This is a genomic window from Haloarcula sp. MBLA0163 (genome assembly GCF_055632435.1).
In genome coordinates this window covers 1471615-1497755 of sequence record NZ_CM145745.1, presented here as the reverse complement: position 1 = coordinate 1497755, position 26141 = coordinate 1471615, and the positions used below count along the sequence as shown (strand labels likewise).

Sequence of the window (26141 nt, the reverse complement as noted above, 5' to 3'; positions counted from 1 at the left end):
CCCATGCCTATCCAGCGAACGAGACCCGACGACACAGTATCGGCCGACGAACGAGCCTGGTGGAAAGAGTCCGTCGTCTATCAGGTGTATCCGCGCAGCTTCGCCGACAGCGACGGCGACGGCGTCGGCGACCTGCGAGGGCTGGTCGACCGACTCGACTACATCGCCTCGCTCGGCGTCGACGTCATCTGGCTCAACCCCGTCTACGACTCCCCGCAGGAGGACAACGGCTACGACATCAGCGACTACCGCGCCATCTACGAGGAGTTCGGCACGATGGCCGACTGGGAGCTCCTGCTCGAGGAGGTCCACGATCGGGACATGCGCCTCATCATGGACCTCGTCGTCAACCACACCTCCCGGGACCACGAGTGGTTCGTCGAGTCCCGGCGAGGCGACCCGGAGTACGAGGACTACTACATCTGGCGCGAGGGCGACGGCGAGGACCCCCCGAACAACTGGGAGTCGTTCTTCGGTGGCTCCGCGTGGGAGTACGACGAGGAGCGCGAAGCGTACTACCTCCACCTCTACGACACCTCACAGCCGGACCTGGACTGGACGAACGAGGACGTCCGGCAGGACGTCTTCGACACCATCGAGTGGTGGCTGGAGAAGGGCATCGACGGCTTCCGGATGGACGTCATCAACCTCCTCTCGAAGGCCGACGGCCTCCCGGACGGCGACCCCGACGGCGAGTGGGTCGGCTCCGAGCACTTCATCGACGGCCCCGAGATGACCGACTACCTGGAGGCGATGGACGAGCAGGTCCTCTCGAACTACGACATCATGACCGTAGGCGAGATGCCCCAGTTGACCGTCGACGAGGCCAGCACCTACGTCAGCGCCGACGGTCCGCTGGACATGGCCTTCCACTTCCAGCACACGAAGCTCGACTACGACGGCGACGAGCGCTGGGCCGTCGGCGAGTGGGACCTGACCGAACTCAAGGAGATCGTCGGCCGCTGGCAGACCGGCCTCGAAGACGAGGGGTGGAACGCGCTGTACTGGGAGAACCACGACCAGCCACGCGTCGTCTCGCGGTACGGCGACCCCGTCAACTACCGCCGCGAGTCGGCGAAGCTCCTCGGGACGTTCATGCTCACCCTGCGCGGGACGCCCTACATCTATCAGGGGCAGGAACTGGGCATGACCAACGCGCCGTGGGAGTCGATGGACGACATGCGCGACGTCGACGCCATCAACCACGCCGAGGAACTCCTCGAGGCCGGGGAGAACGAGAGCTACGACGACGTGAAAGACGTCGTCGGCTACCGCTCGCGGGACAACGCCCGGACGCCGATGCAGTGGAACGACTCCGAGCACGCCGGCTTCACCGACGGCGACCCGTGGATACAGGTCAACCCGAACCACGACGAGGTGAACGTCGAGGCGGCCGAGGCCGACGCGGACTCGGTCCTGCACTACTACCGTGACCTCGTCGACCTCCGCGAGCGCAAGGACGCGCTGGTCTACGGGGAGTACGACGACCTCCTGCCGGACCACGAAACCGTCTACGCGTACACGCGCACGGTGACGGAGGACGGAGAGACCGAGCAGGTCCTCGTCGTCCTGAACTTCTTCGGCGAGCGGCCGACCGTCGACCTGCCCGTGGAGTACGACGAGGCGCGGCTCCTCCTGTCGAACTACGACCGGAGCGACGAGGCGCCGGAGACGGTCACGCTCGCGCCCTACGAGGCGCGGATATATCAACTCGACTGAGTGCAGTTTTTTCGGCTACCCGCTCCAGCATCAGCACAGACACCGAACATGGCACACACTCACATCCACACTGACGATGAGTAACGAACCCGACCACGCGTGGTGGAAAGAGGCGTCGGTCTATCAGGTGTACCCGCGGAGCTTCAACGACAGCGACGGCGACGGCGTCGGTGACCTGCAGGGCATCCGGAACCGCGTCGACTACCTCGACGAGCTCGGCGTCGACGTCGTCTGGATTTGCCCCGTCTACGACTCCCCGAACGTCGACATGGGGTACGACATCCGCGACTACCGCACCATCATGGACGAGATGGGGACGATGGGCGACTGGGAGGGGCTCCTCGACGACGTCCACGACCGGGACATGCGCCTCGTCATGGACCTCGTCGTCAACCACACCTCGGACGAACACGAGTGGTTCCAGGAGTCCCGGGACCCCGACGGCGGGAAGGACGACTGGTACATCTGGCGCGAGGGCGACCCCGACGAACCCCCGAACAACTGGATATCGCTGTTCGGCGGTCCGGCGTGGACCTACGACGAGACCCGCGAGGCGTGGTACCTCCACCTGTTCGACGAGAAGCAGCCGGACCTCAACTGGGAGAACCCGGACGTCCGCGAGGCCATCTGCGACATGATGAACTTCTGGCTGGAGAAGGGCATCGACGGCTTCCGGATGGACGCCATCTCCTGTATCTCGAAACCACCGGGCCTGCCGGACGCCGATACCGGCGAAGACTGGTTCGACATGGACCTCTACTTCAACGGGCCGCGGATTCACGAGTTCATGCAGGAGATGGCCGCCGAGACGTACGGGAACTACGACGTCATGCTCATCGGCGAGACCCCCGGCGCCGACCCGGAGGAAGCGAAGAAGTACTACGACGACGGCGTCGACATGGTGGTCCACTTCGACCACATGGACGTCACCTACGGCCCCGGCGGGAAGTGGAGCCCCGACTACGTCGGCATGGAGACGCTGGCGAGCGCGAGCGACGACGAACTCGACGAGCTGCTGAACACGATGGAGCTCGCGGACCTGCAGGAGGCTATCCGCTACTGGGACGAGGGCGTCGGCGACGAGTGGAACTGCCTCTACATGGGGAGTCACGACCAGACGCGGGCCGTCTCGCGGTACGGCGACGCTCACGAGTACCACCGCGAGTCGGCGACACTCGTCGCCACCTTCCTGCTGACCCAGCGGGCGACCCCGTTCCTCTACCAGGGCGACGAGATAGGGATGACCAACGCCGACTGGGACAGGGACGACATCCGCGACGTCGAGGCCCGGGGGCAGGTCGACATCCTGACCGAGGAGTACGACGTGCCCTACGAGACCATCGCCCCGTTCGTCCGGAACCGGTCGCGGGACAACGCCCGGACGCCGATGCAGTGGGACGACTCCGAGAACGCCGGCTTCACGACCGGCGAGCCGTGGATTCAGGTCAACGACGACTACGAGCGAATCAACGCCGAACGGGCGATGGCCGACCCGGACTCCATCTTCCACTACTACCGCCGACTGCTGGATCTCCGGTCGGAGTCAGAGGTGCTCGTCTACGGCGACACGGAGTACGTCCTGCCCGACGAGACGTACCCGGACGTCTGGGCCCACCGTCGGACGCTGGGCGAGGCGGCGGTGCTGGTCGTGTTGAACTGGCAGGACGAGCGACGGGACGTGGCGGACGTCGACGGCGTCGACAACCCAGTCCTGTTCGGGAACTACGACGAGCAGCCGGCCGACCGGACGACGATGCGACCGTACGAGGCGCGCATCTACGACCTCGGCTGACTACTCTTCGTCGTCGCTCCCCACGCGGATGACCTGCAGGAGCGAGTACACCGGCACGCCGCGGATGTCCTCGATACCGCGCTTGTCGGCCAGCACGACGCAGGCGACGGGGTTACCGCCCTGTTCGCGGATCGCGTCGACCGTCTCCGTCATGGTGTTGCCGCTCGTTATCGTGTCGTCGACGACGTAGCAGTCGCGGCCGCGTATCTGGGCGAAGTTCCGGGAGAACGTCCCGTCGCTGGTGCCGCTGTCGTCGTCGTCCCACTGGTGTTTCGTGGGGGCGTAGGTGCCGAGGTCGGTGTCGAGCTCCCGCGCCACGGTGGTCGCCAGCGGTGCGCCGGCCTTCTCGATGCCGATGGTCAGGTCGACGTCCTCGCCCTGCTTCGAGAGCAGGTCGGCCATCGAACACCCGACGTGGTGGAGTCGGTTGCTGTCCCGGCCCACGGCCGACCAGTCCACGTGGATGTCGTGCGGGCCGCTGGTCGGCTCGCTCTTCGGCGTCGTGCCGGTACCGCTCCGTTCGACCAGCCAACTGGCGGTCTCTCGGGAGACGTTCAGTTCGTCGGCGATTTCGCCCTTCGACAGGCCGCGCTCGGCGAGGTCGGCGGCGCTGTCGACGAGGTCGTCGATGTTCTTCATACTCCTCACTCCGGGTGGCACGACTTAATAGGCAGTGCTCTCGGCGCGTTCGCCCGCCGAAAACTATTTACAACGGCCGTTGTTACCCATTGTTGGCTGGGTCGTACCCGTCGTTCGTGGCCGAACGGCGCAGACGGCACCACCGAGGGCGACTGCGACTGCCATCGCACCCCCCACACGCCCTCGCTTCCCACCACCGTCGCACGCCCGGCCAACCCCCCACCACCCACCTTCGTCGGTTGTCAGACCGGCGAGCATGGTTGTCACCAGTCGACGCACAGGCGGGACGCCTTCCCGCCGATTTTGACCGACCGCTCACTCGCTCGGGAACGTGAAGAGCCGTTGCTCACACGACGGGCAGACGAGGACATCGTCTGGCGACTGGTTCGGCTTGAGGTAGCCACCGCAGCACGAGACCTCCGACGACTCCACCAGAGCGACCTCACACACCGGGCACTCGTCGAGGAACATCCGGAACGACGCCGCGCCGGCCAGCCTGACCGACTCGTCGTCGAGGTACTCGCCGAGGACGTGGTAGGCCGCCAGTTCGGCGACCACGACCGGTCGGCCGACCAGTTCGTCGTCGATGACGACCCACTCGTCCCCGTCGGTGAACGTGTCCGTCTCCGAGACTGTGTTGAGGGTCCGCCGCGTCTCGTCGGCGAGCGCCGACAGCGAGCGGGTCGACAGGCGGCTCATCTCCTCGTGCCACGCGGCGTCGACGGCGTCGGTCAGCAGGAGCATCTCGCCGTCGGCCTCGACGACGCCGGCAGCCGCGAGTTCCGACAGCACCGTCTCCCCGTCCAGCTCCGTCTGGGTGAGGGACTCGCGCTCGGACTCGGGGTCCCGACCGTCGTCGTCCCTGACGTCGGCGTCGTGGAACAGGTCGTTCGGGAGCGGCGACGCCGCGACGAGCCGCGGTGCGAACTGCGGGGTGTACGGCACGACGTAGCCACGGAGGTATATCGCCGCGACACCCACCGTCGCGACGACGAGACTCGCCACCCGTCGGTCCCGGACGCGCAACCAGAGGACGAAGAGCACGACGAGGCATGCGTTCACGAGCGTACACGGCCAGCATCTGTTCGACCCGGTGTGGTCGGGTTCGCGCAGCGAGTCCAGTTCGTCCATCACGGAGTCGTATCGCCCCCACGGTATTAGCCTTCACTTCAGGCGGAGAGTGTTGTTACTACCCACCAAACTTTTTAACAACAGGTGTTGTTACATGCTCCCATGGACGACGGGGAGATGTCGTACACGACGCTGGGTTCGACGGGACTGGAGGTATCCGAGTTCTGTCTCGGAACGATGAACTTCGGCAGCAGTGAACCGTGGATGCTGAACGACGTCGAGCGGAGTCGGGACATCGTCGAACGGGCCCTCGAGCTCGGGATAAACTTCCTCGATACCGCCAACGCCTACTCCTCGGGCGAGAGCGAGGAGATAGTCGGGAGCGTCGTCGACTCGCACCGGCGGTCGGAGCTCGTCCTCGCGACGAAGGTGTACTTCGACATGTTCGACGGCCCGAACGGCGGTGGCCTCTCGAAGAAACACATCATCGACCAGTGTCACGAGAGCATGGACCGACTGGGCGTCGACTACATCGACCTCTACCAGATACACCGCTGGGACGACGAGACGCCCATCGAGGAGACGCTCGACGCCCTCTCGTACCTCGTCGACGAGGGGTACGTCCGGTACATCGGCGCGAGCACGATGGCCAACTGGCAGTTCCAGAAGGCGCTCTACACCGCCGACGTCGAGGACTACGAGCGGTTCGTCTGCATGCAGCCAGAGTACAACGCCGTCGACAGGCACGAGGAGGCGAACCTGTTGCCCGTGTGTGCCGAGGAGGGTATCGGCGTCATCCCGTGGTCGCCGCTGGCCGGCGGCTTCCTCGCCGGGAAGTACGACCGGGAGAGCGCCCCCGAGTCAGGGCGCGCGACCGACGACGAGTACACGGCGAACCGCTTCACCGAGGAGAACTGGGCGGTTCTCGACGAGATACGGGCCATCGCCGCCGACAGGGACGCGACGCCCGCGCAGGTCAGTCTGGCGTGGCTCCTCCACAAGGACGTCGTCGACGCGCCGATAATCGGCCCGCGGACCATGGACCACCTCGAGGAGAACGTCGCCGCGGTCGACCTCGAACTCTCGCCGGCGGACCTCGAGCGTATCGAAGGGCCGAAGTACCCCCAATGGCCTGTGAAAGGCAAGGACTGACAGGATTCGACAGATGGACACCCACCTCGAACACAGACGCCTCCCACACCCATGGACGACGACGAACTGACGACGATACTCGAGGACGCCGGCCTCTCTCCCTACCAGGCCGAAGCGTACGTGGCCTTGCTCGAACTCGGTACGGCGTCGGCCACCGACGTCGCCGAGTCGTGTGACGTGCCCGACCCGCGGATCTACGACGTCCTCCGCGACCTCGAGTCGAAGGACTACATCGAGACGTTCCAACAGGACAGCCTCACCGCCCGGGCCCGGAACCCGAAGGGCGTCCTCGAGGACCTGCGGTCGCGCTCGACGAAGTACCTCGACGCCGCCGAGACCATCGAGGACCGGTGGAACGAGCCGGAGATAACCGACCACGAGGTCAGCATCGTCAAGCGGTTCGACACGGTGTTGAACCGCGCCCGGGAGCTCATCGAGTCCGCGGAGAACCAGATACAGCTCGGCGTCGACCCCGAGCAGTTCCACGCGCTGCGGCCGGCGCTCCAGGCGGCCCACGAGCGCGGCGTCAATATCAAGCTCAGCATCTGCACGGAGCCCGACGACGCGGACATCCCCGACGTCGAGACCATCGAGGGGACCTGCACGGAGGCCCGCCACCGGGACATCCCGGCGCCCTTCCTCGTGTTGGTCGACCGGACCTGGACCTGTTTCGCGCCCCACCGCCACTCGGTCAACGAGTACGGCGTCCTCGTCAACGACCGGACCCACACCTACCTCTTCCACTGGTTCTTCCTCACCTGCCTCTGGGAGATCTGGGACACGCTCTACACGGAGCGGACGCCGGAGACCCCGACGACCTACGTCGACCTGCGGCACGCGGTCCGAGATATCGAACCGCTCCTGGCCGAGGGCGCCACGATAGTCGCCACCGTCCGCGGGTACGACACGGACACCAATGCCGAGGCCGAACTGACCGGCACCGTCACCGGCGTCGACTACACCGGCAGTTCCCTCGGCCGGACCGACCCGGTCCCGCTGGCCCAGCTCGCGGGCCGCATCAACCTGACACTCGACGTGGACGGCGAGTCCTACCAGATTGGCGGTTGGGGCGCCGTCCTCGAGGAGATAGAGGCCACCGAGATAACCGTCGAGAGCGTCACGTACGAGTGAGCGCAGCAGCGCGCGCGAGATAAACAGTACCTCAGTTCCCGCGTTCGAGCTCGCCGAAACGACAAACGGCCGTTTTGCATTACCGAGCGTTTATATATCTCCTGTTGACTTCACCGCACATATGTCAGTAAAGTTCATGTTTAAAGTCTCGCCGACACGCCATTAACAACACCTGTGGTTAATTATGGATAACATTTAAGTGGTGCCCACGTAACCTGAGAATAGACATGTCGGACAATGGCACGAGAGACGGCGACAGCTCATCAAGCGTTTCGCGGCGACGGTTCGTCCGCGCGGCAGGGGCGACAGGCGTCGCGGCAGGGCTCGCAGGCTGCGCTGACTTCGTCGGCGGTGGCGATGGTGGCGACGGTGGTGGCGGTGGAAGCGACGGCGGCTCGACGGGCGACGGCAGCGGCCAGGAGACCCAGTCGGTCACGCTCAGCATGGGCGCGCCAATCATCCAGGAGGCCGAACAGGGCGTCCGCGACGCGTTCCGTAACGCGGGCCTCCCGGATTGGGTGGAACTGAAGTTCGCAAAGCAGAGTCAGAACACCGGCGAGGTCAGGTCGAACTTCAACCGACGGCTCAGCGCCGGGGAGACGAAACCCGACGCGATGCTGATGGACAACGGGTGGGTGAACATCTTCATCCAGCGCGGACAGATCATGAACCTGACCCAGGAGCTCCCCGAGGACGTCCTCTCGACGGTCAACAACGACTACTTCCAGGGGTTCACCGACACGGCACGTGACCCTGGTAGCGGTGAGCTCTTCGGTGTGCCGCTGTTCCCGGACTTCCCGACGATGCTGTACCGCAAGGACCTCGTCGAGGAGGCCGGCTACAGCCCCGAGTCCAACAACTGGGCGACCGAGCCGATGACCTGGCAGGAGTGGTCGAACATCGCCGCCGACGTCCAGGACAACGCCGGCCTGGACTACGGCTTCACAACCCAGTGGGACATCTACGTCGGCACCGCCTGCTGTACGTTCAACGAGGTCATGTCCTCGTTCGGCGGCGCGTACTTCGGCGGCCGCGACAACCTCTTCGGCCCGGTCGGCGAACGGCCGATCACGGTCAACGAGCCCGAGACGGTCAAGTCGCTGAACATGATGCGGAAGTTCGTCCACGACGAGGACTTCGGCGGCGAGTTCGACGGCTACGCCGGCGGCTTCACGCCGACGGACATCCTCGGCTGGATCGAGAACCCCTCGAAGGCGCCGTTCGAGAACGGCGACTCCGTGTTCCACCGCAACTGGCCCTACGCCATCGCCAGCGCGGGCAGCGAGGAGATCTTCGGGACGGACCTGGGCACCATGCCCATCCCGTACGCGGTCCCCGAGAGCGAGGCCGCACAGCCCGGCACCGGTGGGACGACCTCCGCCCTGGGTGGCTGGCACGTCGTCGGCAACCCCAACAGCCAGAGCAAGGAGGCCCTGACCGAGCTGTTCCGCGCCGTCACGCAGGACTCGTTCAACCTCGACCTGCTGCGGGTCTGGGGCTGGCTGCCGCCGAAGCCGGAGCTGTTCAACTCCGACGTGGCCCGCGAGCAGGAGCCGACGGGCCGCTACATGGACACGCTGCGTGTGGCCGGTGAGAACACGATGCCGCGCCCGACCACCTCCGTCTGGGGCAACCAGACCAGCAAGATTGCACAGCAGGCCAACCGTGCGGTCGCTCAGGAGACCTCCTCACAGGAGGCGATGGACGCACTGGCGTCCACCCTCGAAGAGACCGAGTCGGCGTAAGCCACGCATAGTTTTACAAACGAGCTTATTCATTCTTCACCCATGTTCATAACCCACATAGGAGGGGCAGCAGGCCATGAGCACTGATACAGCCGACACTGGCCGTGAGTCCCGCAGGTCGGGGTTTCTCATCGGGGCCGTCCGATGGATGGAAAACCTCAGCGACACGCAGTACGCGTACCTGTTGCTGACCCCGATATTCATCATCATGACGGTGGTGGCGCTGTACCCGTTGCTCCGGACCTTCGAACTGTCGCTGTACGCCGTCGGGACGGACCTGACCTCGCTGAACTTCGTCGGCTTCGACAACTACATCGAGGTGTTCACCGGCGAGAAGGACCGGTTCCTCCCGGGGAGTAACACCTTCCTGCCGACCAGTCTCGGCCTGGGTCCCCTCGTCAACAGCGCGCTCGCGGTGACCATCATCTTCGCCGTCGTCAGCGTCCTCTTCGAGACCATCATCGGTCTCGGGCAGGCGCTGGTGCTGGACCAGGACTTCTACGGCCGGCGCTGGGTCCGTGCGGCCATCATCATCCCGTGGGCGGTGCCGGTGGTCATCCAGGGCATCATCTTCTACCTGATGTTCAACTCGAACGTCGGGTTCGCGACGCCGCCCCTGGCGGACCTGGGGCTGCTCGCGGCGACGAACACGCTCAACGACCCGCCCAGCGCGCTGTTCATCATCCTGGTGGCCGACATCTGGAAGACGTCGGCGTTCATGGCGCTGCTGATACTGGCCGGCCTCCAGAGCATCGACCGCGGCCTCTACGACGTGGCGAAGGTCGCCGGTGCCTCGAAGTGGCAGCAGTTCAAGATGATCACCTTCCCGCTCATCCTCCCGACCATCGGGGTCGCGGTGCTGTTCCGCATGGTCGGTGCGATGCGGGTGTACGGTATCATCGACACCGTCTCGAGTTGTGCCGTCGTCCCGTCACTGTCGTGTATGGTCGTAGCGACGTTCAACACGCGTGCCGGGACCTCGGCGGCGATAGCGTTCATCACCGCGGCCATCATCGGCCTCGTGGTGATGGTCATCATCCTGTGGCAAGGGGAGGACGCGATCTAAGATGGCGACAACCAACCAGTCCGACGACGTCGAAGGTGGACCGCTCGAGCGATGGACCAAGAGCGCCATCCAGAACCCGGGGAAAGTGTACCGGGCGCTGTTCTACGCGGCGATGAGCTTCTTCATCGTCACGACGCTGTTCCCGTTCTACTGGCTGCTCGTGCTGGCGGTGACGCCGCGCCAGAACCTGCTGGCCGGGAGCTTCCTCCCGACCATCGACCTGTTCGGCGCGCCGTTGACCTTCCCGCTGCCGGTGCCGAACAAGGGCATCAATCCGGAGGCGTTCATCACTATCTTCGAGCAGATTCCGTTCCACCTGTTCGTGTTGAACAGCTTCGCGCTGGCGATCACGACCACCATCATCGTGCTGGTCGTCGCCAGCCTCGCGGGCTACGTCTTCGGTCGGCTGGAATTCCCCGGGCGGGCGCTGCTGATGCTCGGTATCCTCGCCATCAGCTACTTCCCACCGGCGGCGTTCCTCATCCCGCTGTTCGAGGCCTTCGCGGGCAACGAACCGATACTGATACCGTTCACGCAGATCCCGCTGTTCACCGCCCCGCGGCTGCTGAACACACCGGGGTCGATGGTGATACCGTTCAGCGGGCTGTTCCTCCCGCTGGCGGTGTTCATCCTGACGACGTTCTACGCCCAGATTCCCGACGGGCTGGAGGACGCCGCTCGGGTCGAGGGGACCACGCGGCTGGGCGCGCTGTTCCGGGTCATCATGCCGCTCTCGGCGCCCGGCGTGGCGACGGCCGCCGTGCTGACCTTCATCTCGGTGTACAACGAGTACTTCTTCAGCTCCATCATGGCGCTGTCGCCGTCTGCCGAGAACTGGTCGCCACTCGTCGGCGGTATCCTCAGCTACCAGACCCAGTACACCACGCAGTTCAACCTCATGGCGGCGGCGAGCATCGTCGGGGTCCTCCCGGTGGTCATCCTCGTCGTCGTCGCCCAGGAACGCATCGTCAGCGGACTGACCTCAGGCGCACTCAAGGAGTAACCAATGGCACGACTCAGACTCGAACACGTGACGAAACGCTACGACGACCAGGGTGAGACTGTCACCGCGGTCGACGACATGAACCTCGACATCGACCACGGGGAGTTCATCTGCTTCGTCGGTCCCTCCGGCTGTGGGAAGTCGACGACGATGGAGACCATCGCCGGCCTCACCATCCCCAGCGAGGGCGAGGTGTACATCGGCGACCGAGAGGTGACGAACCTCCCGCCGAAGGACCGGGGCATCGCGATGGTGTTCCAGAACATCGCGCTGTTCCCTCACATGGACGTCTACGACAACATCTCCTTCGGCCTGCGTCTGCGGGACTACCCGCAGGACGAGATCGACCGTCGGGTCGAGCGGGCCGCGGAGATCGTCCAGCTCGAAGGGATGCTCGACCGGATGCCCGACGAGATGTCCGGTGGCCAGCGCCAGCGCGTCGCCATCGCCCGCGCAATCGTCCGTGAACCGGACGTGTTCCTGATGGACGAGCCGCTGGCGAACCTCGACGCCAAGCTGAAGGTCCACATGCGGACGGAGCTCCAGCGCCTCCACAAGGAACTGGACACGACCATCATCTACGTCACGCACGACCAGGAGGAGGCGATGACCCTCTCGGACCGCATCGCCGTCCTCAACAGCGGGTCGCTCCAGCAGATCGCCCCGCCCCTGAAGTGCTACAACGAGCCCGACAACCTCTTCGTCGCGGGGTTCATCGGGTCGCCGTCGATGAACTTCGTCGCCGGCTCGGTCACGGACGACGCCATCGAGACGCCGAACTTCTCGCTGGCGTTCGACCCCGCCACCGTCGAGGGCATCGGCGCCGGCGACGAGGTGACCATCGGTATCCGGCCGGAGGACATCTACCCCAGCGAGGAACGCACGGAGGTGCGGGACCCCTCCGCGCTCATCGACGCCCGGGTAGACATCCTCGAACCGATGGGCGACGAGATATTCGCCTACATGCTGCTCGACGAGGGCGAGACCTCGATGGACCAGGAGCGGACGACGAACAACCAGCTCCTGATGAGCATCGAACCGGACTCAGAGATACAGGAGGAAGAGGAGATTCAGGTGGCGATCGACCGGCGGAACGTCCACCTGTTCGACACCGACACCGGCGAGGCGCTGGTCCACAAGCTCGAGCCGATGGCCGCCGCCGGCGGGCCCGCCGGCAGCGAGGCGGAGAGCGACGACTGAGACGATGAGTGGCCACCTCGTCGCGACGGTGTACTGGGGCGGTCTGTTAGTGCTGTTCTTCTTCTGGGCCTACGGCATCGGGTCGTTCATCCTGGACCTGAAGAACAAGATCATCCCCGGGCTCGTCCAGTACCGACGCAACCGCCGGGCCGAGAAGGCCAAGCAGGAACGCGAAGAGGAGCGCGAAGAGCGCGAGAAGCAGCTGTACTGACCCGGGACCCTTTTCTCGTCTCGTCCGCTGTCATCCACCAGTGACAGCAGACACATGACCGACCTCTCGACAGTCCGACTCGGTTTCGTCGGCCTCGGTAACATCGCGCACTTGCACTGTGACCGGCTCCAGCAGGCCGGTCTCGCCGACATCGTCACCGCGGGGATGGACGTCGACCCGGACGCCCGACAGTCCTTCGCGGCGGCGTACGACGCGACGGTGTACGAGGACCCCACGGAGCTGTACGCGAACGTCGACGCCGTGCTCGTGACCACGCCGAACAAGTACCACGAGGAGTACGTCGTCGGCGCACTGGAAGCCGGACTCGACGTGTTCGTCGAGAAACCGCTCGCACACTCGCTCGCGAGTGCCGAACGCATCGCCGCGGCCGCCGCCGAGGCACCGGGGTTCTGCATGGTCGGGCTCCACAATCGATTCGAGAACGCCGTCCAGGCGCTGGTGGGCTACCGCGACGACGGGACGCTGGGCGAGGTCACACACGTCGAGGCCGACTACATCCGCCGCCGCGGCGTCCCCGGACGGGGGTCGTGGTTCACCCAGCAGCCGATCGCCGGCGGCGGGTCGCTCATCGACATCGGCGCACACGCCATCGACCTCTCGCTGTACCTCCTCGGCTACCCCGACGTGGTCGAGGTCTCGGGCGAGACGCGGGCCCAGTTCGGGACCGAGGACGATTACGCGTACGTGCGGATGTGGGGCGAGGACCAGGGCGCGGACGAGTTCAGCGTCGACGACTCAGCCAGCGCGTTCGTGCGCTGTGCGGACGGGTCGACGGTCACGCTCGAGGTGGCGTGGGCGACCAACCGACCGGACAGCCAGCAGTACTACGTCCGCGGCGACGAGGCCGGCGCGGGGTTGGACCTCGCGGACGGGTCGCTCGAACTGTACGAGACGGCGTCGACCGGCGTGATGCACCACCGGACGAGCGAGATAGAGACCCGCGACGACGAGCCCCACGCGCTCGAACAGCAGCGGTTCGTCGAGGCAGTCGCGGCCGGCGAGCCACCGGAGACGAACACGGTCGAACAGGCGCTGACCGTCCAGCGAGTGATGGACGCCATCTACCGGTCCAGCGAGCAGGGGCGTGCGGTATCGCTCGACTAGTGGCCGTATAACGGTGAAGAAAGACTTAATCCCGAGTACTCTCACAGTCCGATAGGTTATGCAAGCGATTGGTGTGACACGGGACGGAGACGAACCTGAGTTGCTTGAGATAGAGCGGCCGGAACCGGCCGACGGGGAGGCCCTGGTCAGGACCCTTCGCGTGGGCGTCGACGGCACGGACCACGAGGTCATCGCCGGGGCACATGGTGGGTACCCCGAGGGCGAGGACTACATGATCCTGGGTCACGAGGCGGTTGGTGTCGTCGAGGACCCGAACGGGACCGGACTGGAGGAGGGGCAGGTCGTCGTCCCGACCGTCCGTCGGAAACCCGACGGCGAGACCAACGAGTACTTCCGCCGCGGCGAGCCGGACATGGCTCCCGAGGGTGAGTACTTCGAGCGCGGTATCGTCGGCGCACACGGCTACATGGCGGAGTACTTCACCTCGCCGGCTGACTTTCTCGTCCCTCTCTCTGCGGACCTCGCCGAGTACGGCCTCTTCGTCGAACCGATCTCCATCACCGAGAAGGCGAACGAACACGCCTTCGCGACCCGCGAACCGTTCGAGTGGCGGCCCGAGACGGCCTGTGTGCTGGGGAACGGATCGCTCGGCCTGTTGACGCTGTGGATGCTCGGCCAGCAGTTCGACCGGACCTACTGCGTCGGCCGACGTGACCGACCGGACCCGACCGTCGACATCATCGACGAGCTCGGTGCGACGTACGTCGACTCCCGGCAGACGTCCGTCGACGAGATCCCGGAGGCCCACGAGTCGATCGACTACATGTACGAGGCCACCGGGTTCGCACCACACGTCGTCGAGACGGTCCACGCCCTCGCGGCGAACGGTGTCGGTGCCCTGCTGGGCATCCCCGAACCGTGGGACTTCGAGGTGGACGGCGGGTCGCTGCACAACGAACTCGTCCTCCACAACAAGTGCCTCGTCGGGACCGTCAACTCCCACGTCAGGCACTTCGAGTACGCCATCGACACGCTGGAGGACATGCCCGAGTGGTTGCTGGACAGCCTCATCACGACCGTCGCCGACCCGGAGAACGTCGCACCGGCGTTCGTCGACGACGACGAGCAGATCAAGGCGGTCGTCGAGTTCGACACGCTCTGAACCGGGACTCCCCGCGCGGCCGAGTTTTCACTTGCGATATCATGGTAGGACGGTTCAAATTTCACCTACGGAAGCACGTGAAACAATACCAAAATAGTTTACATATCCGGGCAGACCGAATTATTCATCCGAATCCGAATTAACTCATAATCGACAGACTGCGGCGTGTCAAACGGTGCTTGCCCGTTGGTAAAATGGGCGCTGTTGTCATACAGAAGTATTAAGTGCGAATCCTCAATAAGGAATGATGAGGTATTGGTGCAACCATGACTGACGACAACTCTGACAAACGGCTGACAAGGCGTAACGCTCTCCGGATCGCTGGTGCGGCAGGTGCCGCATCGCTCGCTGGCTGTGGTGGCGACGGCGGCAGCGGCGGCGACGGCGGTAGCAGCGACGGCAGCAGCGGCGACGGCGATAGCAGCGACGGTGGCAGCAGCACGGCCACGGAGACCAACACCCTCGAGGTCGCCCACTGGTGGGGCGAGGGTGACGGGAACGCGGCCATCAACGCGCTGTTCGAGGGCTTCAAGGAGGCCTACCCGAACGTCGCGACAGACGACAACCTCGTCGCCGGTGGCGCGGGGAGCAACCTGCAGACCAACATCCGGACGCGCGTCCAGAACGGCAGCCACCCGAGCACGTGGCAGCAGTGGCCCGGCAAGGCGCTCATCCCGTTCACCGACGCGAACCTCCTCGAGGACATCGAGGAGTCCGTCTGGAGCCAGAACAGCATGAAGGACGCCTACCTCGGCGGCGTCAAGGAGGCGGCACAGCCGGCCGGTAACTACGTCACCGTCCCGCTGAACATCCACCGCATCAACAACCTGTTCTACAACGTCAGCGTCATCGAGGACGCCGGCGTGGACCCGTCCTCGCTCGAGACGCCCTCGGACGTGACGGACGCGCTCAAGGCGGTCTCGGACGCCGGCTACACGGGCATGGCCCACCAGACCGGCTCCGCGTGGTCGACGGTCCAGATGTTCGCGACCATCTTCCTCGGCCTCACCGACGCCGACACCTACAACGCGACGTGGGTGGAAGGCAACATCGAGGCCAACCGCGACGCCATCGCGAACGCCCTCGACATCGTCCGGGAGTACAGCGAGTACTACCCGAGCGACGCCGGGTCCATCTCCTGGACCGAGGCCAACTCGGGCGTCATCAACGGCGAGACCGGTTTCATCCACCAGGGTGACTGGGCGGCCGGCACCTACGTCGGCACGGACGGCTTCGAGTACGGCGAGGACTGGGACCACATCACCTTCCCCGGCACCGAGGGGAACTACATGCTGAACATGGACTCGTTCCCGTACCCGACGGCCAACCCGTCGCCGGACGCGACGACGAAGTGGTGCCGTTACTGTGGGACCACGGAGGGGCAGGAGCTGTTCAACCCCAAGAAGGGGTCCATCCCGCCGCGCACGGACGCGAACACGGAGCCGTTCAACGCGTTCTCGCAGGACCAGATCGAGGACTTCGGCAACTCCGACGCCCAGCCCCCGTCCCTCCAGCACGGACTGGCCGTCAAGCCGTCGGTCAAGTCCGGTGTCGGGTCCGCCATCAGCGCGCTCATCACCGGCTCCTCGAACGACGAGGTCATCAGCCAGATGGTCGACGCCTACAGCAACCTGTAGGGCCGTCTCGAACCGCGATTCTTTCGGCGTAGCCCCCCGTAGCGACAGGTATATACGTCATCCTGTGGGGGGTTCAGACGGCACCGTGCTGGGAGCGCCCAGCCAGCATCGAAAGATTACAAACAGCAGTAACTCAATTGGGAAGTGAGCGATGGCAGGTCTGACACTCGACAACGTAACGAAGATATTCGACGACGACGGTGAGGAGATCGTCGCCGTCGACGATGTCTCGATAGATATCGACGACGGCGAGTTCCTGGTACTGGTGGGCCCGTCCGGCTGTGGGAAGTCCACGACGCTCCGGATGATCGCGGGTCTCGAACAGATATCGGAGGGCGAAATCCGGCTCGGCGAGTCGGTGATGAACGACGTCCCGCCGACCAAACGGAACGTGGCGATGGTGTTCCAGTCCTACGCCCTCTACCCGCACATGACCGTGCGGGAGAACATGGCCTTCGGCCTGGAGGAGTCGACGGACATGCCCGACGACGAGATAGACGTGCGGGTCGAAGAGGCCGCGGAACTGTTGGGCATCCCCGAGCTCCTCGAACGGCCGCCGAGCGACCTCTCCGGTGGCCAGCAACAGCGCGTCGCTCTGGGCCGCGCCATCGTCCGTGACCCCGAGGTGTTCCTGATGGACGAGCCGCTGGCGAACCTCGACGCCAAACTCCGGGCGGAGATGCGCACCGAACTCCAGCAACTGCAGGAGGACCTCGGCGTGACGACTGTGTACGTCACCCACAACCAGGTCGAGGCGATGACGATGTCCGACCGGGTGGCGATCCTCAACGACGGCGTCCTCCAGCAGTGCGCGACGCCGCTGGAGTGTTACCACCAGCCGAACAACCTGTTCGTCGGTGGCTTCATCGGTGAGCCGTCGATGAACTTCTTCGAGGTGGACCGGCAGGGCTCGACGCTGGTGGCCGACGAGTTCGAGTACGAACTGTCCGAGGCGACCCTCTCGTCTCTCGGTGGGGAGACGGAGCTCGTCCTCGGCATCCGACCGGAGGACGTGACGCTGAAGTCCGCCGTCGACTCGACCCACGACTACCGTGCCGTGGTCGACGTCGTCGAACCGATGGGCGACGAGAACGTCGTCCACCTCGTCTTCGAGGGGAGTGACGTCGAGGAGGACAACCTCTTCACCGCCGTGCTGGACGGGATGAAGAGCGTCGACTCGAAGCAGACCCTCGTCGTGGAGTTCCCCGAGGAGGCCATCCACCTCTTCGACCGGCACTCCGGCGAGGCGCTCCGCAACCGTGAACTCGACGCCGCCGAATCGCCGCCCGTACGGTAGCGCGGCGATAGCCGAACTTCTTTGTAGCCGAGCGGAGAACGCCGTCGTATGTCCAGTGACGACCTGGAGGCGTCACTCGAGCAGGTCATTGCACGCTTCAATCTCGGCGAGTACGAGATCGCTGCGTATCTGGCCGTCCTCCAACACGGCGAACTGACAGCCTCTGAGATATCCGAGAACACCGATATCCCGCAACCCCGAGTGTACGACACCGTCCGGAGTCTGAGCGACGTCGGCCTCGTCGAACTGAAGGAGTCCCGACCGATGAAGGTCCTCGCCATCGACCCCCGGGAGGCGTTCGGCGACATCCAGGACTCGCTGGACGACCTCGTCGACGACCTCTCGACGCGCTACACCGCGCCGGCCCGCGAACCCGAGGCCGTCTCGCTCGTGAAGTCACGGCCGACCATCCTGCGGTATCTGGACGACATCATCGAGACGGCGGAGTACGAGCTGACGCTCTCGCTGACGCCGTCCCTGCTGGACCGGTTCGAGTCACAGCTGGCCGAGCGACGCGATTCCGGCATCGCCATCGAGATCCTCCTCTCGCCGTCCTCGGAGGCACCGGACCCCGAGGAGTTCGACTACCACTCCGTAGCGACGACGGTCAAGGGACGGCGCGGTATCACGACGCCGGTGGTCGCCGTCGCCGACGGGAACTACTCGATGTACGCGACCCGGGAGTCCATCCGCGGCGATACCGACCGCTACGGCGTCATCTTCAACCGCTCGGAACTTGGCTTCCTCGTCTCCGGGTTCCTCAACACCGTGCTCTGGACCACTGCAGAGGTCATCGCCTCGGACGGCATGGAGCTCCCATTCCCGCGTCGGTACGGGACGATACGGCGGTGCATCTCCGACCTGACGGCGCTCGACGGCGAGTTCTACGCGACCATCGAGGGCCGGGACGTCATGACGGGCGACCACTGGGTCGCACAGGGGAAGGTAGCGGAGGCCTCCTTCGGCCCCAACCGGGAGATAGCGACGCTGGTCGTCGAGACAGCGGACGGTCCGGTCGACGTGGGCGGACAGGTGGCGGCCTACGAGGACATCGAGGCCTACGAGATACAGGTCGGCCGGGACGAGCCACCGACTGCCTGACGGACCGAAGGACAATGAGTGCGTGGGCGGGTGCCCACGTCGGGTCGGCGCGGCGACCCGCTGGTCGCCGCGTGTCGGGTGGGTAGATGCCGTGTGGGGGCGGCATCGTCAGCGGGGGACGCTGTTTCGGGCAGACAGCATGTGTCCTGCTCGACAGAACGACAAAAAGGTGCGAGTATCTCCGAGCGGAACTCTCCACGGAGCGGCCGTCGACCCACGCGGCGCGGAACGCTCCGGTGACAATGGAAACCGATATGTGGGTTCGATTTCACTACTGGCTCGTAGGAATAATGGCGACTGACTCGCTCGTTCGGTACGTCGGGTCGTCCACGGTCCGGTCCGACGTCGTCGACGCGCTCTGTGAACGGCCGCGACCGACGGACGCACTGCTGGCCGCGCTGGACGCGAGCGAGTCGGCGGTCTACGAGGCGCTGTCGAACCTCGAGACCAGAGGGGTGGTGACGGAGACGCCGGACGGGTGGCGGCTGACGGGGGCCGGGCGTCTCGTCGGCGACACGCTGGAACGACAGCGGGCGACGGACAGGCTCATCGCGGCCAACGAGACGTACTGGGAGCGCCACGACACCAGCGTCCTGCCGCAGTCCCTCCGGTGTCGACTTCCCGAACTCCGGCCCTACGAGGTGAAAGAGCGCACCGAACACGACCTCAGGGGCCTCGTCCCGTGGGTCGTCTCGAAGGTCGAGGCCGTCGAGAGCTGCGAGATAGTGTCGCCGATGTACCACCGGGAGTATCAGGAGGTGATGCCGGACAACGCCGACTCGCGCCTCGTCGTCGGGCGGCGGGTCGTCGACGACGTGTTGCCCGAGCTGGAGGAGGGGCCGTACTCGCGGAGCTACGAGGAAACGCCCGTCCGCGTCTCGTCGGTGCCGTTCGCGCTCGGCGTCTGCGAGGAGTGGGTCATCCTCACGCTGCCGGACCACGACGGCGACTGGCCGGACGCGAAGGTGTTCTCGACGGCTGACACGGCCGTCCAGTGGGGTCGGGAGCTGTTCGACGTCGTCTGGGACGACGGGACGCCGATGGAGACCTACCTGTCGGCCGAGTAGATTTTGGCGAACCTAAAAGTTCAAGAGGCGGCAGCAGAGAGTGGTCTGTAATGAGTACACAGCGACAGGCGGCGGAGCGCACGTCGGAGTACACGTTCGACGACCTGGCGGTCGTGATGGGCACGTACAACGAGGCCGAAGCCATCGGGACGGTCCTCTCGGACATCGACGAGGTGACCGACGGCCGCGCGGAGGTCGTCTGCGTCGACGGGTCGAGCGACCGCACGCCGGAGATAGCCCGCGACCACGGTGCGACCGTCGTCGAACAGGAGCCCCAGGGGTACGGCGTCGCCGTCCGCGAGGCCGTGCTGACCCCCGACCGCCCCGTCGTGGTCACGACGGACTGCGACGACACCTACCCGATGGAGCGGCTCCCCGACTTCCTCGCCGAGATAAACGACGGGGCGGACGTCGTGAGCGGCGACCGGCTCTACTACGGCGCGGAGACGATGCCCGATATGAACAAGCTCGGAAACGAGCTGTTCGCGCTGCTGGCGAGCGTCCTCATGGGCAAACGCGTCCACGACACGACAACGGGGATGCGAGCCTACCGGCGCGAAGTCGTCCAGAAGATTCAGTGGACCGAGAACACCGGCCTGTCGGCGGAACTGCTGATGCGGCCGCTGATGCGTGGCTACGACGTGCGCGAGCGCCCCATCGAGTACGACGAGCGCAAGGGCGAGACGAAACTCGACCCGTTCTCGGGCGGCCTCGAGATAGCGGGCTCAATCGTCCGTGTCGCCCTCGAAGAACGGTTCCGGTGAGCTACTCCGGTGGTCGGCGGTAGCTTCCCGTTCCGCCGGGGTGGCCCTGTGGGTTCTCGATACCGACGAGTCGTCCCCCGGTCGGCGAACTGTACAGCGCGAACAGCAGGTCGTTGACGAGGTAGTACCGGACCCGCTGTCGCGGGTCGCCGTCGGGGTCCGGGGCCGCTATCCGGACTCCCATCGCGCCGAGCGTCTCCGCCTGCGTGGTCGCGTCGAGAGAGACGAAGTCGCTGCCCTCCCACTCGTCGGCGTACTCGTCGAGCGCGGCGACGGCGTCGGCCATCGCCTCGCCGCGGGCCGCGTCGTCGTCGAGTCGCCCCGCGAGGTAGGCGTCGACGAACGACTCTACCCCGTCGACCTCGCTCGGATAGACGAGCGACGCCACGGCGCGGAACGTTCGCCGCTCGTGGTCACCGAAGTCGGTCCCGTCGTCGGACTCGTCGCCCAACGACAGCGCGGCGACACCGCCGCCCACGGTGATGCCGGCCGCTCCGAGGGCCTTCAGTGCGTCCCGTCTCGTCAGTTCGTACCCGCTCATGCTGTCGCCTCCACAGTGACGTTCATCTCGATGCCGTACCGGTGACTGCCGGGGACGTAGGCCGCCTCTCCCCCACACCGTCGTTCGGACCAGCACACCTCGAGTCGGGGGGTGAGCGCCTGCACCGGACCCGAGCGCTGGTCGACCGGGAGCTCCACCCGGTACTTGAATCCCGACCCGGTGCCGTAGTCGACGAAGGCGACCAGCGTCACCGTCCCACGGTCCGGCGTGGGCACCGCGACGGTGCCGTTCACTCCCGTCCCGCGAAGACGGGTGCTGTCGGCGTCGGTCACCAGCCTGAGGGCGAGCGGGTCCGTCCCGCTGATGGTGGTGTAGGCGTTCTCTGCCCCGTTGGTGAGCCGGATAGAGGTGAGTACCGCCTGGTCCGGGACCGTGGCGTCGACTGTCGTGGTCACCGTCTCCCCCTCGGCGTGCCGGACGCGCTGTACGGTCGGTTCGACCGCCCGACCGAGGTAGGGAGTCCACTGCCCCCGGTACCCGTATCGGTAGTAGCGCCGGTCGGGATAGGCCTCGACGACGGCGAACTGCCGGTCCTGCATGGCGTAGACGGTGTCGCCGTCGAACCCAGGGTCGTTCCGCAGCGGCTGGAACGGGTGGTTCAGCCAGTCGCCGTACGGCGTCGGCAGGAACACGACGCCGTCGGAGAGGTCCCGCTCTTCGAAGGGGGCGTAGGCCTGTTCGTACTGCTGGGTGACGGTGAAGTTGTCCTCGACCGGTTCGGCGGCGGCGACGACCGTCGCACCGCCGCCGACCGCCGCACCACAGACGAGCGCGAGCGCGAGGAGTGCGGGCCGGACGCGCTCGGGAGCGACGCGCCGCTCGACCGTCGCTCGCAGGCGGTCGGCCGTCCAGAGGACGCCCACGGCGGCGAAGGCAGTGGCCGGGACGAGCAGGTCGACGTGGTAGTACGGGCCGAGGAACCGGACGAGGCCGTCCGTGGGGTCCGAGAGTGAGCCCAACATGTTGACGGTCCCCCAGAAGTAGAGGTTCCCCAGCGGGACCGTCAGGAAGACGCCGCCGAGCGCCAGCTGCCGGGCGTCGAACCCGCGTCTCCGGACGGTGACGAGACCGACCGCGGCGGCCAACGTCCCGAGCGGGCCCGCGACCAGCCACCGCGTCGCGAACTTCCAGAGCAGTTCGGTGTTGGCCGCGAGCGAGAGCGCCGGCGTGAAATCCCGGGAGTAGCCCAGAATCGACCGTTCGCCGAAGCCGAGGCCGTCGTTCGGTGCGAACGCCTGGTAGGGGAACACGAGCGGGTCGCCCGTGGTGAGGACGTTGTAGGCCACCGCCAGGAGGACGCCGCCGAGGCCGAAGGTCGCGGTGAGGCCGACTCGTTCGACCACGGCACGCTCCAGCGTCCGGAGCGACCAGAGCGCGTGGAGGACGAACGGGGTCGCGAACAGCACCGCGGTGTACGGCCGGGTGAAGAACGCGAGGCCGACGCAGACACCGGCGATGGCCCCCGTCCGACGGCTCCCGGTCCGGTCGGCGTGGAGGTAGCTGGCGGCGAACGCGAGGTTCCAGAACGTCGCCGGCACGTAGGAGAGAAACACCGAGGCGTCGACGAGGAACAGCGGCGACGCCAGCATGAGCGCGCTGGCCACGACGCCGGTCCGGCGGTCGAACGCCTCGCGGACGGTGTGGTACGTTCCCGCGAGGACGCCCGTCGCCACCAGCCCGAGGGCGACGCGGTACCCACCGAGCAGTTCCCCGAGCGCGAACATCGCCGCCGGGACCGGCGTGTACTTCGAGTAGAGGCCGCGCTCGCTCTCGACGAAGAACCACGGGCGGAAGACGCCGTCGACGGGGGGCTGGAGGAACAGCTGCCCCTCCAGCAACATCGCGGCCTGCTGGAGATAGACGGCCTCGTCGTGGTTGCTCGTGTGGTACGGGAAGACGACGTGCGAGAGGGCGAAGACGGCGAGCCCGCCCAGGACGGCGACGACCGCGGCCTGCACCTCCGGTCGCCGCAGCCGCTTCATTCAGCGGGGTACCAGGCCAGTTCGTGGTCGGCGGCGAGGTCGACTTCGACTGGCTGGCCGGCCTCGAACGTTTCGACGTGGTTGTGCATACAGTGGACGACGTCGCCGCTGTGGAGTTCGACCCGGTAGATGAACGAGGGGCCGTTGTACTGTCTGTGGACGACGTAGCCGTCGGCCTTCGGCTCGCTGGTCGGAACCGCCTGGAGGTCGTCCGGGCGGACGAGGACGTCAATCATCGCGCCGTCGTAGGCCTCTATCGGGCCGTTGAGCAGTTCGAGGTCGAACGAGCCGAGTCCGGTCTCCAACTGCTCGTCTGTCACGCGCGCGGAGAGGAAGCTCGCCTGTCCGAGGAAGCTGGCGACGAAGCGGCTCTCGGGGTTCTCGAACACCTTCGCCGGGTCGCCGACCTGTGCGATGTTGCCGTCGTTCATGATGGCCACGCGGTCGCTGATAGACAGCGCCTCCTCCTGGTCGTGGGTCACCGAGATGGCGGTGACACCCGCCCGCTTCAGGATCTTGCGGACCTCCTCGCGCATCTCGACGCGGAGGCGGACGTCGAGGTTCGAGAACGGCTCGTCGAGCAGGAGGACGTCCGGTTCCGGCGCCAGCGAGCGCGCGAGCGCGACCCGCTGTTGCTGCCCGCCGGATAGCTGGCTGGGCATCTTGTCGTGGTGGGCCTCCAGGTCGACGAGGTCGAGGAGTTCGTCGACCCGTCGCTCCGTGTCGACCTCGTCCATCTCCGTCAGGCCGAAGGCGATGTTCTCGGCGACCGAGAGGTGCGGGAAGAGGGCGTAGTCCTGGAAGACGATGCCGACGTCGCGCTCCTCCGGTTTCCGGAACGCGCCGTCGGCGTCGCCGGTCACCGTCTCGTCGGCGATGGTGATGGTGCCGTTCGTCGGTTCTTCCAGTCCGGCGATCATCCGCAGGGTGGTCGTCTTCCCGCACCCCGACGGTCCGAGCAGGGTCAGCAGTTCGCCGTCTTTGACGTCCAGCGAGAGGTTCTCGACGGCCATCTCTTGCCCGTAGTCCTTGCTCACGCCCTCCATCCGGAGGACAGTCTGTTCGGGGTCCGATACCGCCGTTTCGACCGTTTCGAACTCCGAGAGCCGTTGTTTCGATTTTTCCTTTGCCATGTTATCTCCGCTCCTGTCTGAGTATGACGAGCATCGAGAGTCCCGAGACGGCGACCAGAATCAGCGCCGGCACGGCGGACTGGCCGTAGTACCCGGCGTCCTGGACGAGCCAGATGTACGTTACAATGGTCTCGAAGCCCGTCGGTCGTAACATCAGCGTTGCCGGCAATTCCTTCATCGTCGTCAGGAAGACCAGCGCCGCCCCCGCCGCCAACCCCGGCGCGACGAGCGGCAGGACGACCTGCCGGAACGCGGACAGCGGGCTGTAGCCGAGCGACCGCGCGGCCTCGATGTAGCCCGGGTCGACCTGCAGAATCGACGACTCCGTCGTCCCGATCGCCTGCGGGAGGAAGCGGACCACGTAGGCGAACACCAGTATCACGACGCTCTGGTAGAGGAACGGGACGAACCGGAGGCCGAGGTAGACGAGGGCGAGCCCCAGCACGACGCCCGGCACCGCGTAGCCGACGTAGCTCGCCCGTTCGGGAATCGACGACAGCGGGCCCCGGCCGCGAGCGGCGAGATACGCGATCGGCAGTCCGGCGACGACGGACACCGTCGCCGCGGCGAGGGCGAGCGTCACCGTGTTGGTGACGTAGGACAGTTCGAAGACGAACCCGGCGGCGCCGTAGCCGGTCCCCGACCGGACGAGCCACATGAGGAGGATGGCGACAGGCAACACCAGACACAGGCTCGCGATGGCGAGACAGAACAGGACGGCGGGCACCTTCCAGTAGCCCAGCGCTATCTGTCCGGGTCGGCGCGCGCCGCTGCTCACGTAGGCGCCGTCACGTCCGGCGTTGATGCGGGACTCGACGGCGAGGATGGCGAGCGCGAACACGAGCAGCAGTATCGAGAGCACCGAGGCGTAGTCCAGTCGACGGGCCCCGAACTCGTTGTATATCATCCGGGTGAACACGTCGTACTGCATTATCGCGGGCGTGCCGAAGTCGGACAGCGTGTACAGCGCGACCAGAAGGGCGCCCGCGGCGATGCCCGGCATGATCTGCGGGAGCGTGACGCGGCGGAACGCCTCCCAGCGAGTGTGGTTCAGCGACCGGGCGGCCTCGACGACGGTGCCGTCGAACGAGAGCAGGGCCGCCCGGGTCGTGAGGAAGACGTAGGGGTACGTGAACAGCGTCAACACGAGCACCGCGCCGTGGAGCCCGTAGATGGTCGGAATCCGTTCGATGCCCAGCGGGGCGAGCTGTTTGGCGAGCACGCCGCGCGGACCGAACGCGGAGACGAACGCGAACGCGCCGATGTAGCTCGGCACGACGAGCGGCAGGGCGGCGGTGATGGTCCAGAACCGCTTGAACGGGAGGTCGGTCTGTGCGGTCAGAATCGCCAGCGGCACGCCGATCGTCACCGACGCGGTGGTCACGCCGGCGACGAGCGTGACGGTGTTCAGCGTGACCGAGACCGTCGTCTCGCTGGTGACGAGCTGGACCGCCCTGGCCGGCTGAATCTCGGCCGCTCGCAGGAGCACCCACGCGAGCGGCGAGACGAGCAGGCCGGCGAGGCCGAGCGCGACCACGACGAGCCCGACGGAGACGGGCGACTGGCTCTCCGTGCCCGCCGCCCGTTCCCGAATCCGCTCGTACTGGTCGCGTGCGCCCAT

Annotated in this window: 22 protein-coding genes; 16 read left to right on the top strand and 6 right to left on the bottom strand. The window is 66.1% G+C overall.

The window, feature by feature from the left end; genetic code table 11:
• Nucleotides 1-3 precede the first annotated feature (3 nt).
• Nucleotides 4-1719, top strand: a complete 1716-nt coding sequence (locus tag ACV7GQ_RS08000) for a glycoside hydrolase family 13 protein (protein WP_470312985.1) — start codon at nucleotides 4-6, stop codon at nucleotides 1717-1719.
• A gap of 76 nt (nucleotides 1720-1795) precedes the next feature.
• On the top strand, nucleotides 1796-3511 hold the full coding sequence (locus ACV7GQ_RS07995; RefSeq protein WP_470312984.1) for an alpha-glucosidase: 1716 nt from the start codon (nucleotides 1796-1798) through the stop codon (nucleotides 3509-3511).
• Here the strand turns inward: ACV7GQ_RS07995 and gfcR are convergent, their stop codons facing one another.
• Nucleotides 3512-4150 carry a transcriptional regulator GfcR gene (gene gfcR, locus ACV7GQ_RS07990; protein WP_470312983.1) on the bottom strand — a complete coding sequence of 213 codons (639 nt, stop codon included), beginning with the start codon at nucleotides 4148-4150 and terminating at the stop codon, nucleotides 3512-3514. It lies immediately after the preceding gene.
• A 315-nt stretch (nucleotides 4151-4465) separates the two neighbouring features.
• Complete coding sequence (locus ACV7GQ_RS07985) at nucleotides 4466-5281, bottom strand: DUF8054 domain-containing protein (protein ID WP_470312982.1); 816 nt, start codon at nucleotides 5279-5281, stop codon at nucleotides 4466-4468.
• Nucleotides 5282-5398: 117 nt separating this feature from the next.
• On the opposite strand from ACV7GQ_RS07985, the gene ACV7GQ_RS07980 reads away from it, so the two are divergent.
• The 14 genes from ACV7GQ_RS07980 (at nucleotide 5399) to ACV7GQ_RS07915 (ending at nucleotide 20843) form a co-directional block, all read left to right on the top strand.
• A complete protein-coding gene (locus tag ACV7GQ_RS07980) occupies nucleotides 5399-6373 on the top strand; it encodes an aldo/keto reductase (protein ID WP_470313144.1) in 975 nt (324 codons plus the stop codon).
• 51 nt (nucleotides 6374-6424) lie between these two features.
• On the top strand, nucleotides 6425-7504 hold the full coding sequence (locus ACV7GQ_RS07975; RefSeq protein WP_470312981.1) for a TrmB family transcriptional regulator: 1080 nt from the start codon (nucleotides 6425-6427) through the stop codon (nucleotides 7502-7504).
• A gap of 227 nt (nucleotides 7505-7731) precedes the next feature.
• A complete protein-coding gene (locus tag ACV7GQ_RS07970) occupies nucleotides 7732-9249 on the top strand; it encodes an extracellular solute-binding protein (protein ID WP_470312980.1) in 1518 nt (505 codons plus the stop codon).
• Nucleotides 9250-9325: 76 nt separating this feature from the next.
• On the top strand, nucleotides 9326-10315 hold the full coding sequence (locus ACV7GQ_RS07965; RefSeq protein WP_470312979.1) for a carbohydrate ABC transporter permease: 990 nt from the start codon (nucleotides 9326-9328) through the stop codon (nucleotides 10313-10315).
• 1 nt (nucleotide 10316) lies between these two features.
• Nucleotides 10317-11318 (top strand): carbohydrate ABC transporter permease, encoded by a 1002-nt coding sequence (locus ACV7GQ_RS07960; RefSeq protein ID WP_470312978.1) that lies wholly within the window; start codon nucleotides 10317-10319, stop codon nucleotides 11316-11318.
• Between the two features lie 3 nt (nucleotides 11319-11321).
• Nucleotides 11322-12518, top strand: coding sequence for an ABC transporter ATP-binding protein (locus ACV7GQ_RS07955; RefSeq protein WP_470312977.1), 1197 nt, complete (start codon nucleotides 11322-11324; stop codon nucleotides 12516-12518).
• Between the two features lie 4 nt (nucleotides 12519-12522).
• Nucleotides 12523-12729: a DUF8005 family protein gene (locus ACV7GQ_RS07950; RefSeq protein WP_470312976.1), complete on the top strand. Its 207-nt coding sequence runs from the start codon at nucleotides 12523-12525 to the stop codon at nucleotides 12727-12729.
• Between the two features lie 54 nt (nucleotides 12730-12783).
• On the top strand, nucleotides 12784-13854 hold the full coding sequence (locus ACV7GQ_RS07945) for a Gfo/Idh/MocA family protein (RefSeq protein ID WP_470312975.1): 1071 nt from the start codon (nucleotides 12784-12786) through the stop codon (nucleotides 13852-13854).
• A 58-nt stretch (nucleotides 13855-13912) separates the two neighbouring features.
• Nucleotides 13913-14977 (top strand): glucose 1-dehydrogenase, encoded by a 1065-nt coding sequence (locus ACV7GQ_RS07940; RefSeq protein ID WP_470312974.1) that lies wholly within the window; start codon nucleotides 13913-13915, stop codon nucleotides 14975-14977.
• A 266-nt stretch (nucleotides 14978-15243) separates the two neighbouring features.
• Nucleotides 15244-16614 carry an ABC transporter substrate-binding protein gene (locus ACV7GQ_RS07935; protein WP_470312973.1) on the top strand — a complete coding sequence of 457 codons (1371 nt, stop codon included), beginning with the start codon at nucleotides 15244-15246 and terminating at the stop codon, nucleotides 16612-16614.
• A 151-nt stretch (nucleotides 16615-16765) separates the two neighbouring features.
• Nucleotides 16766-17911 (top strand): ABC transporter ATP-binding protein, encoded by a 1146-nt coding sequence (locus ACV7GQ_RS07930; protein ID WP_470312972.1) that lies wholly within the window; start codon nucleotides 16766-16768, stop codon nucleotides 17909-17911.
• Between the two features lie 48 nt (nucleotides 17912-17959).
• A complete protein-coding gene (gene trmB, locus ACV7GQ_RS07925; protein ID WP_470312971.1) occupies nucleotides 17960-19012 on the top strand; it encodes an HTH-type sugar sensing transcriptional regulator TrmB in 1053 nt (350 codons plus the stop codon).
• A 290-nt stretch (nucleotides 19013-19302) separates the two neighbouring features.
• Nucleotides 19303-20079 carry a helix-turn-helix transcriptional regulator gene (locus tag ACV7GQ_RS07920; RefSeq protein WP_470312970.1) on the top strand — a complete coding sequence of 259 codons (777 nt, stop codon included), beginning with the start codon at nucleotides 19303-19305 and terminating at the stop codon, nucleotides 20077-20079.
• A gap of 50 nt (nucleotides 20080-20129) precedes the next feature.
• Nucleotides 20130-20843 (top strand): dolichyl-phosphate hexose transferase, encoded by a 714-nt coding sequence (locus tag ACV7GQ_RS07915; protein ID WP_470312969.1) that lies wholly within the window; start codon nucleotides 20130-20132, stop codon nucleotides 20841-20843.
• 1 nt (nucleotide 20844) lies between these two features.
• On the opposite strand, the gene ACV7GQ_RS07910 is transcribed toward ACV7GQ_RS07915, so the two are convergent.
• From ACV7GQ_RS07910 to ACV7GQ_RS07895, 4 genes are read right to left on the bottom strand one after another with little or no spacing between them, the layout of a single operon-like run.
• The gene (locus tag ACV7GQ_RS07910; protein ID WP_470312968.1) at nucleotides 20845-21384 is read right to left on the bottom strand and encodes a gluconate 2-dehydrogenase subunit 3 family protein; all 540 of its coding nucleotides are present in this window, start codon (nucleotides 21382-21384) and stop codon (nucleotides 20845-20847) included.
• A complete protein-coding gene (locus tag ACV7GQ_RS07905; RefSeq protein WP_470312967.1) occupies nucleotides 21381-23387 on the bottom strand; it encodes an ArnT family glycosyltransferase in 2007 nt (668 codons plus the stop codon). The genes ACV7GQ_RS07910 and ACV7GQ_RS07905 overlap by 4 nt, the downstream gene beginning before the upstream one ends.
• Nucleotides 23384-24520, bottom strand: coding sequence for an ABC transporter ATP-binding protein (locus ACV7GQ_RS07900; protein ID WP_470312966.1), 1137 nt, complete (start codon nucleotides 24518-24520; stop codon nucleotides 23384-23386). Before ACV7GQ_RS07900 ends, ACV7GQ_RS07905 begins: the two co-directional genes overlap by 4 nt.
• A gap of 1 nt (nucleotide 24521) precedes the next feature.
• Nucleotides 24522-26141 carry an ABC transporter permease gene (locus tag ACV7GQ_RS07895; protein WP_470312965.1) on the bottom strand — a complete coding sequence of 540 codons (1620 nt, stop codon included), beginning with the start codon at nucleotides 26139-26141 and terminating at the stop codon, nucleotides 24522-24524.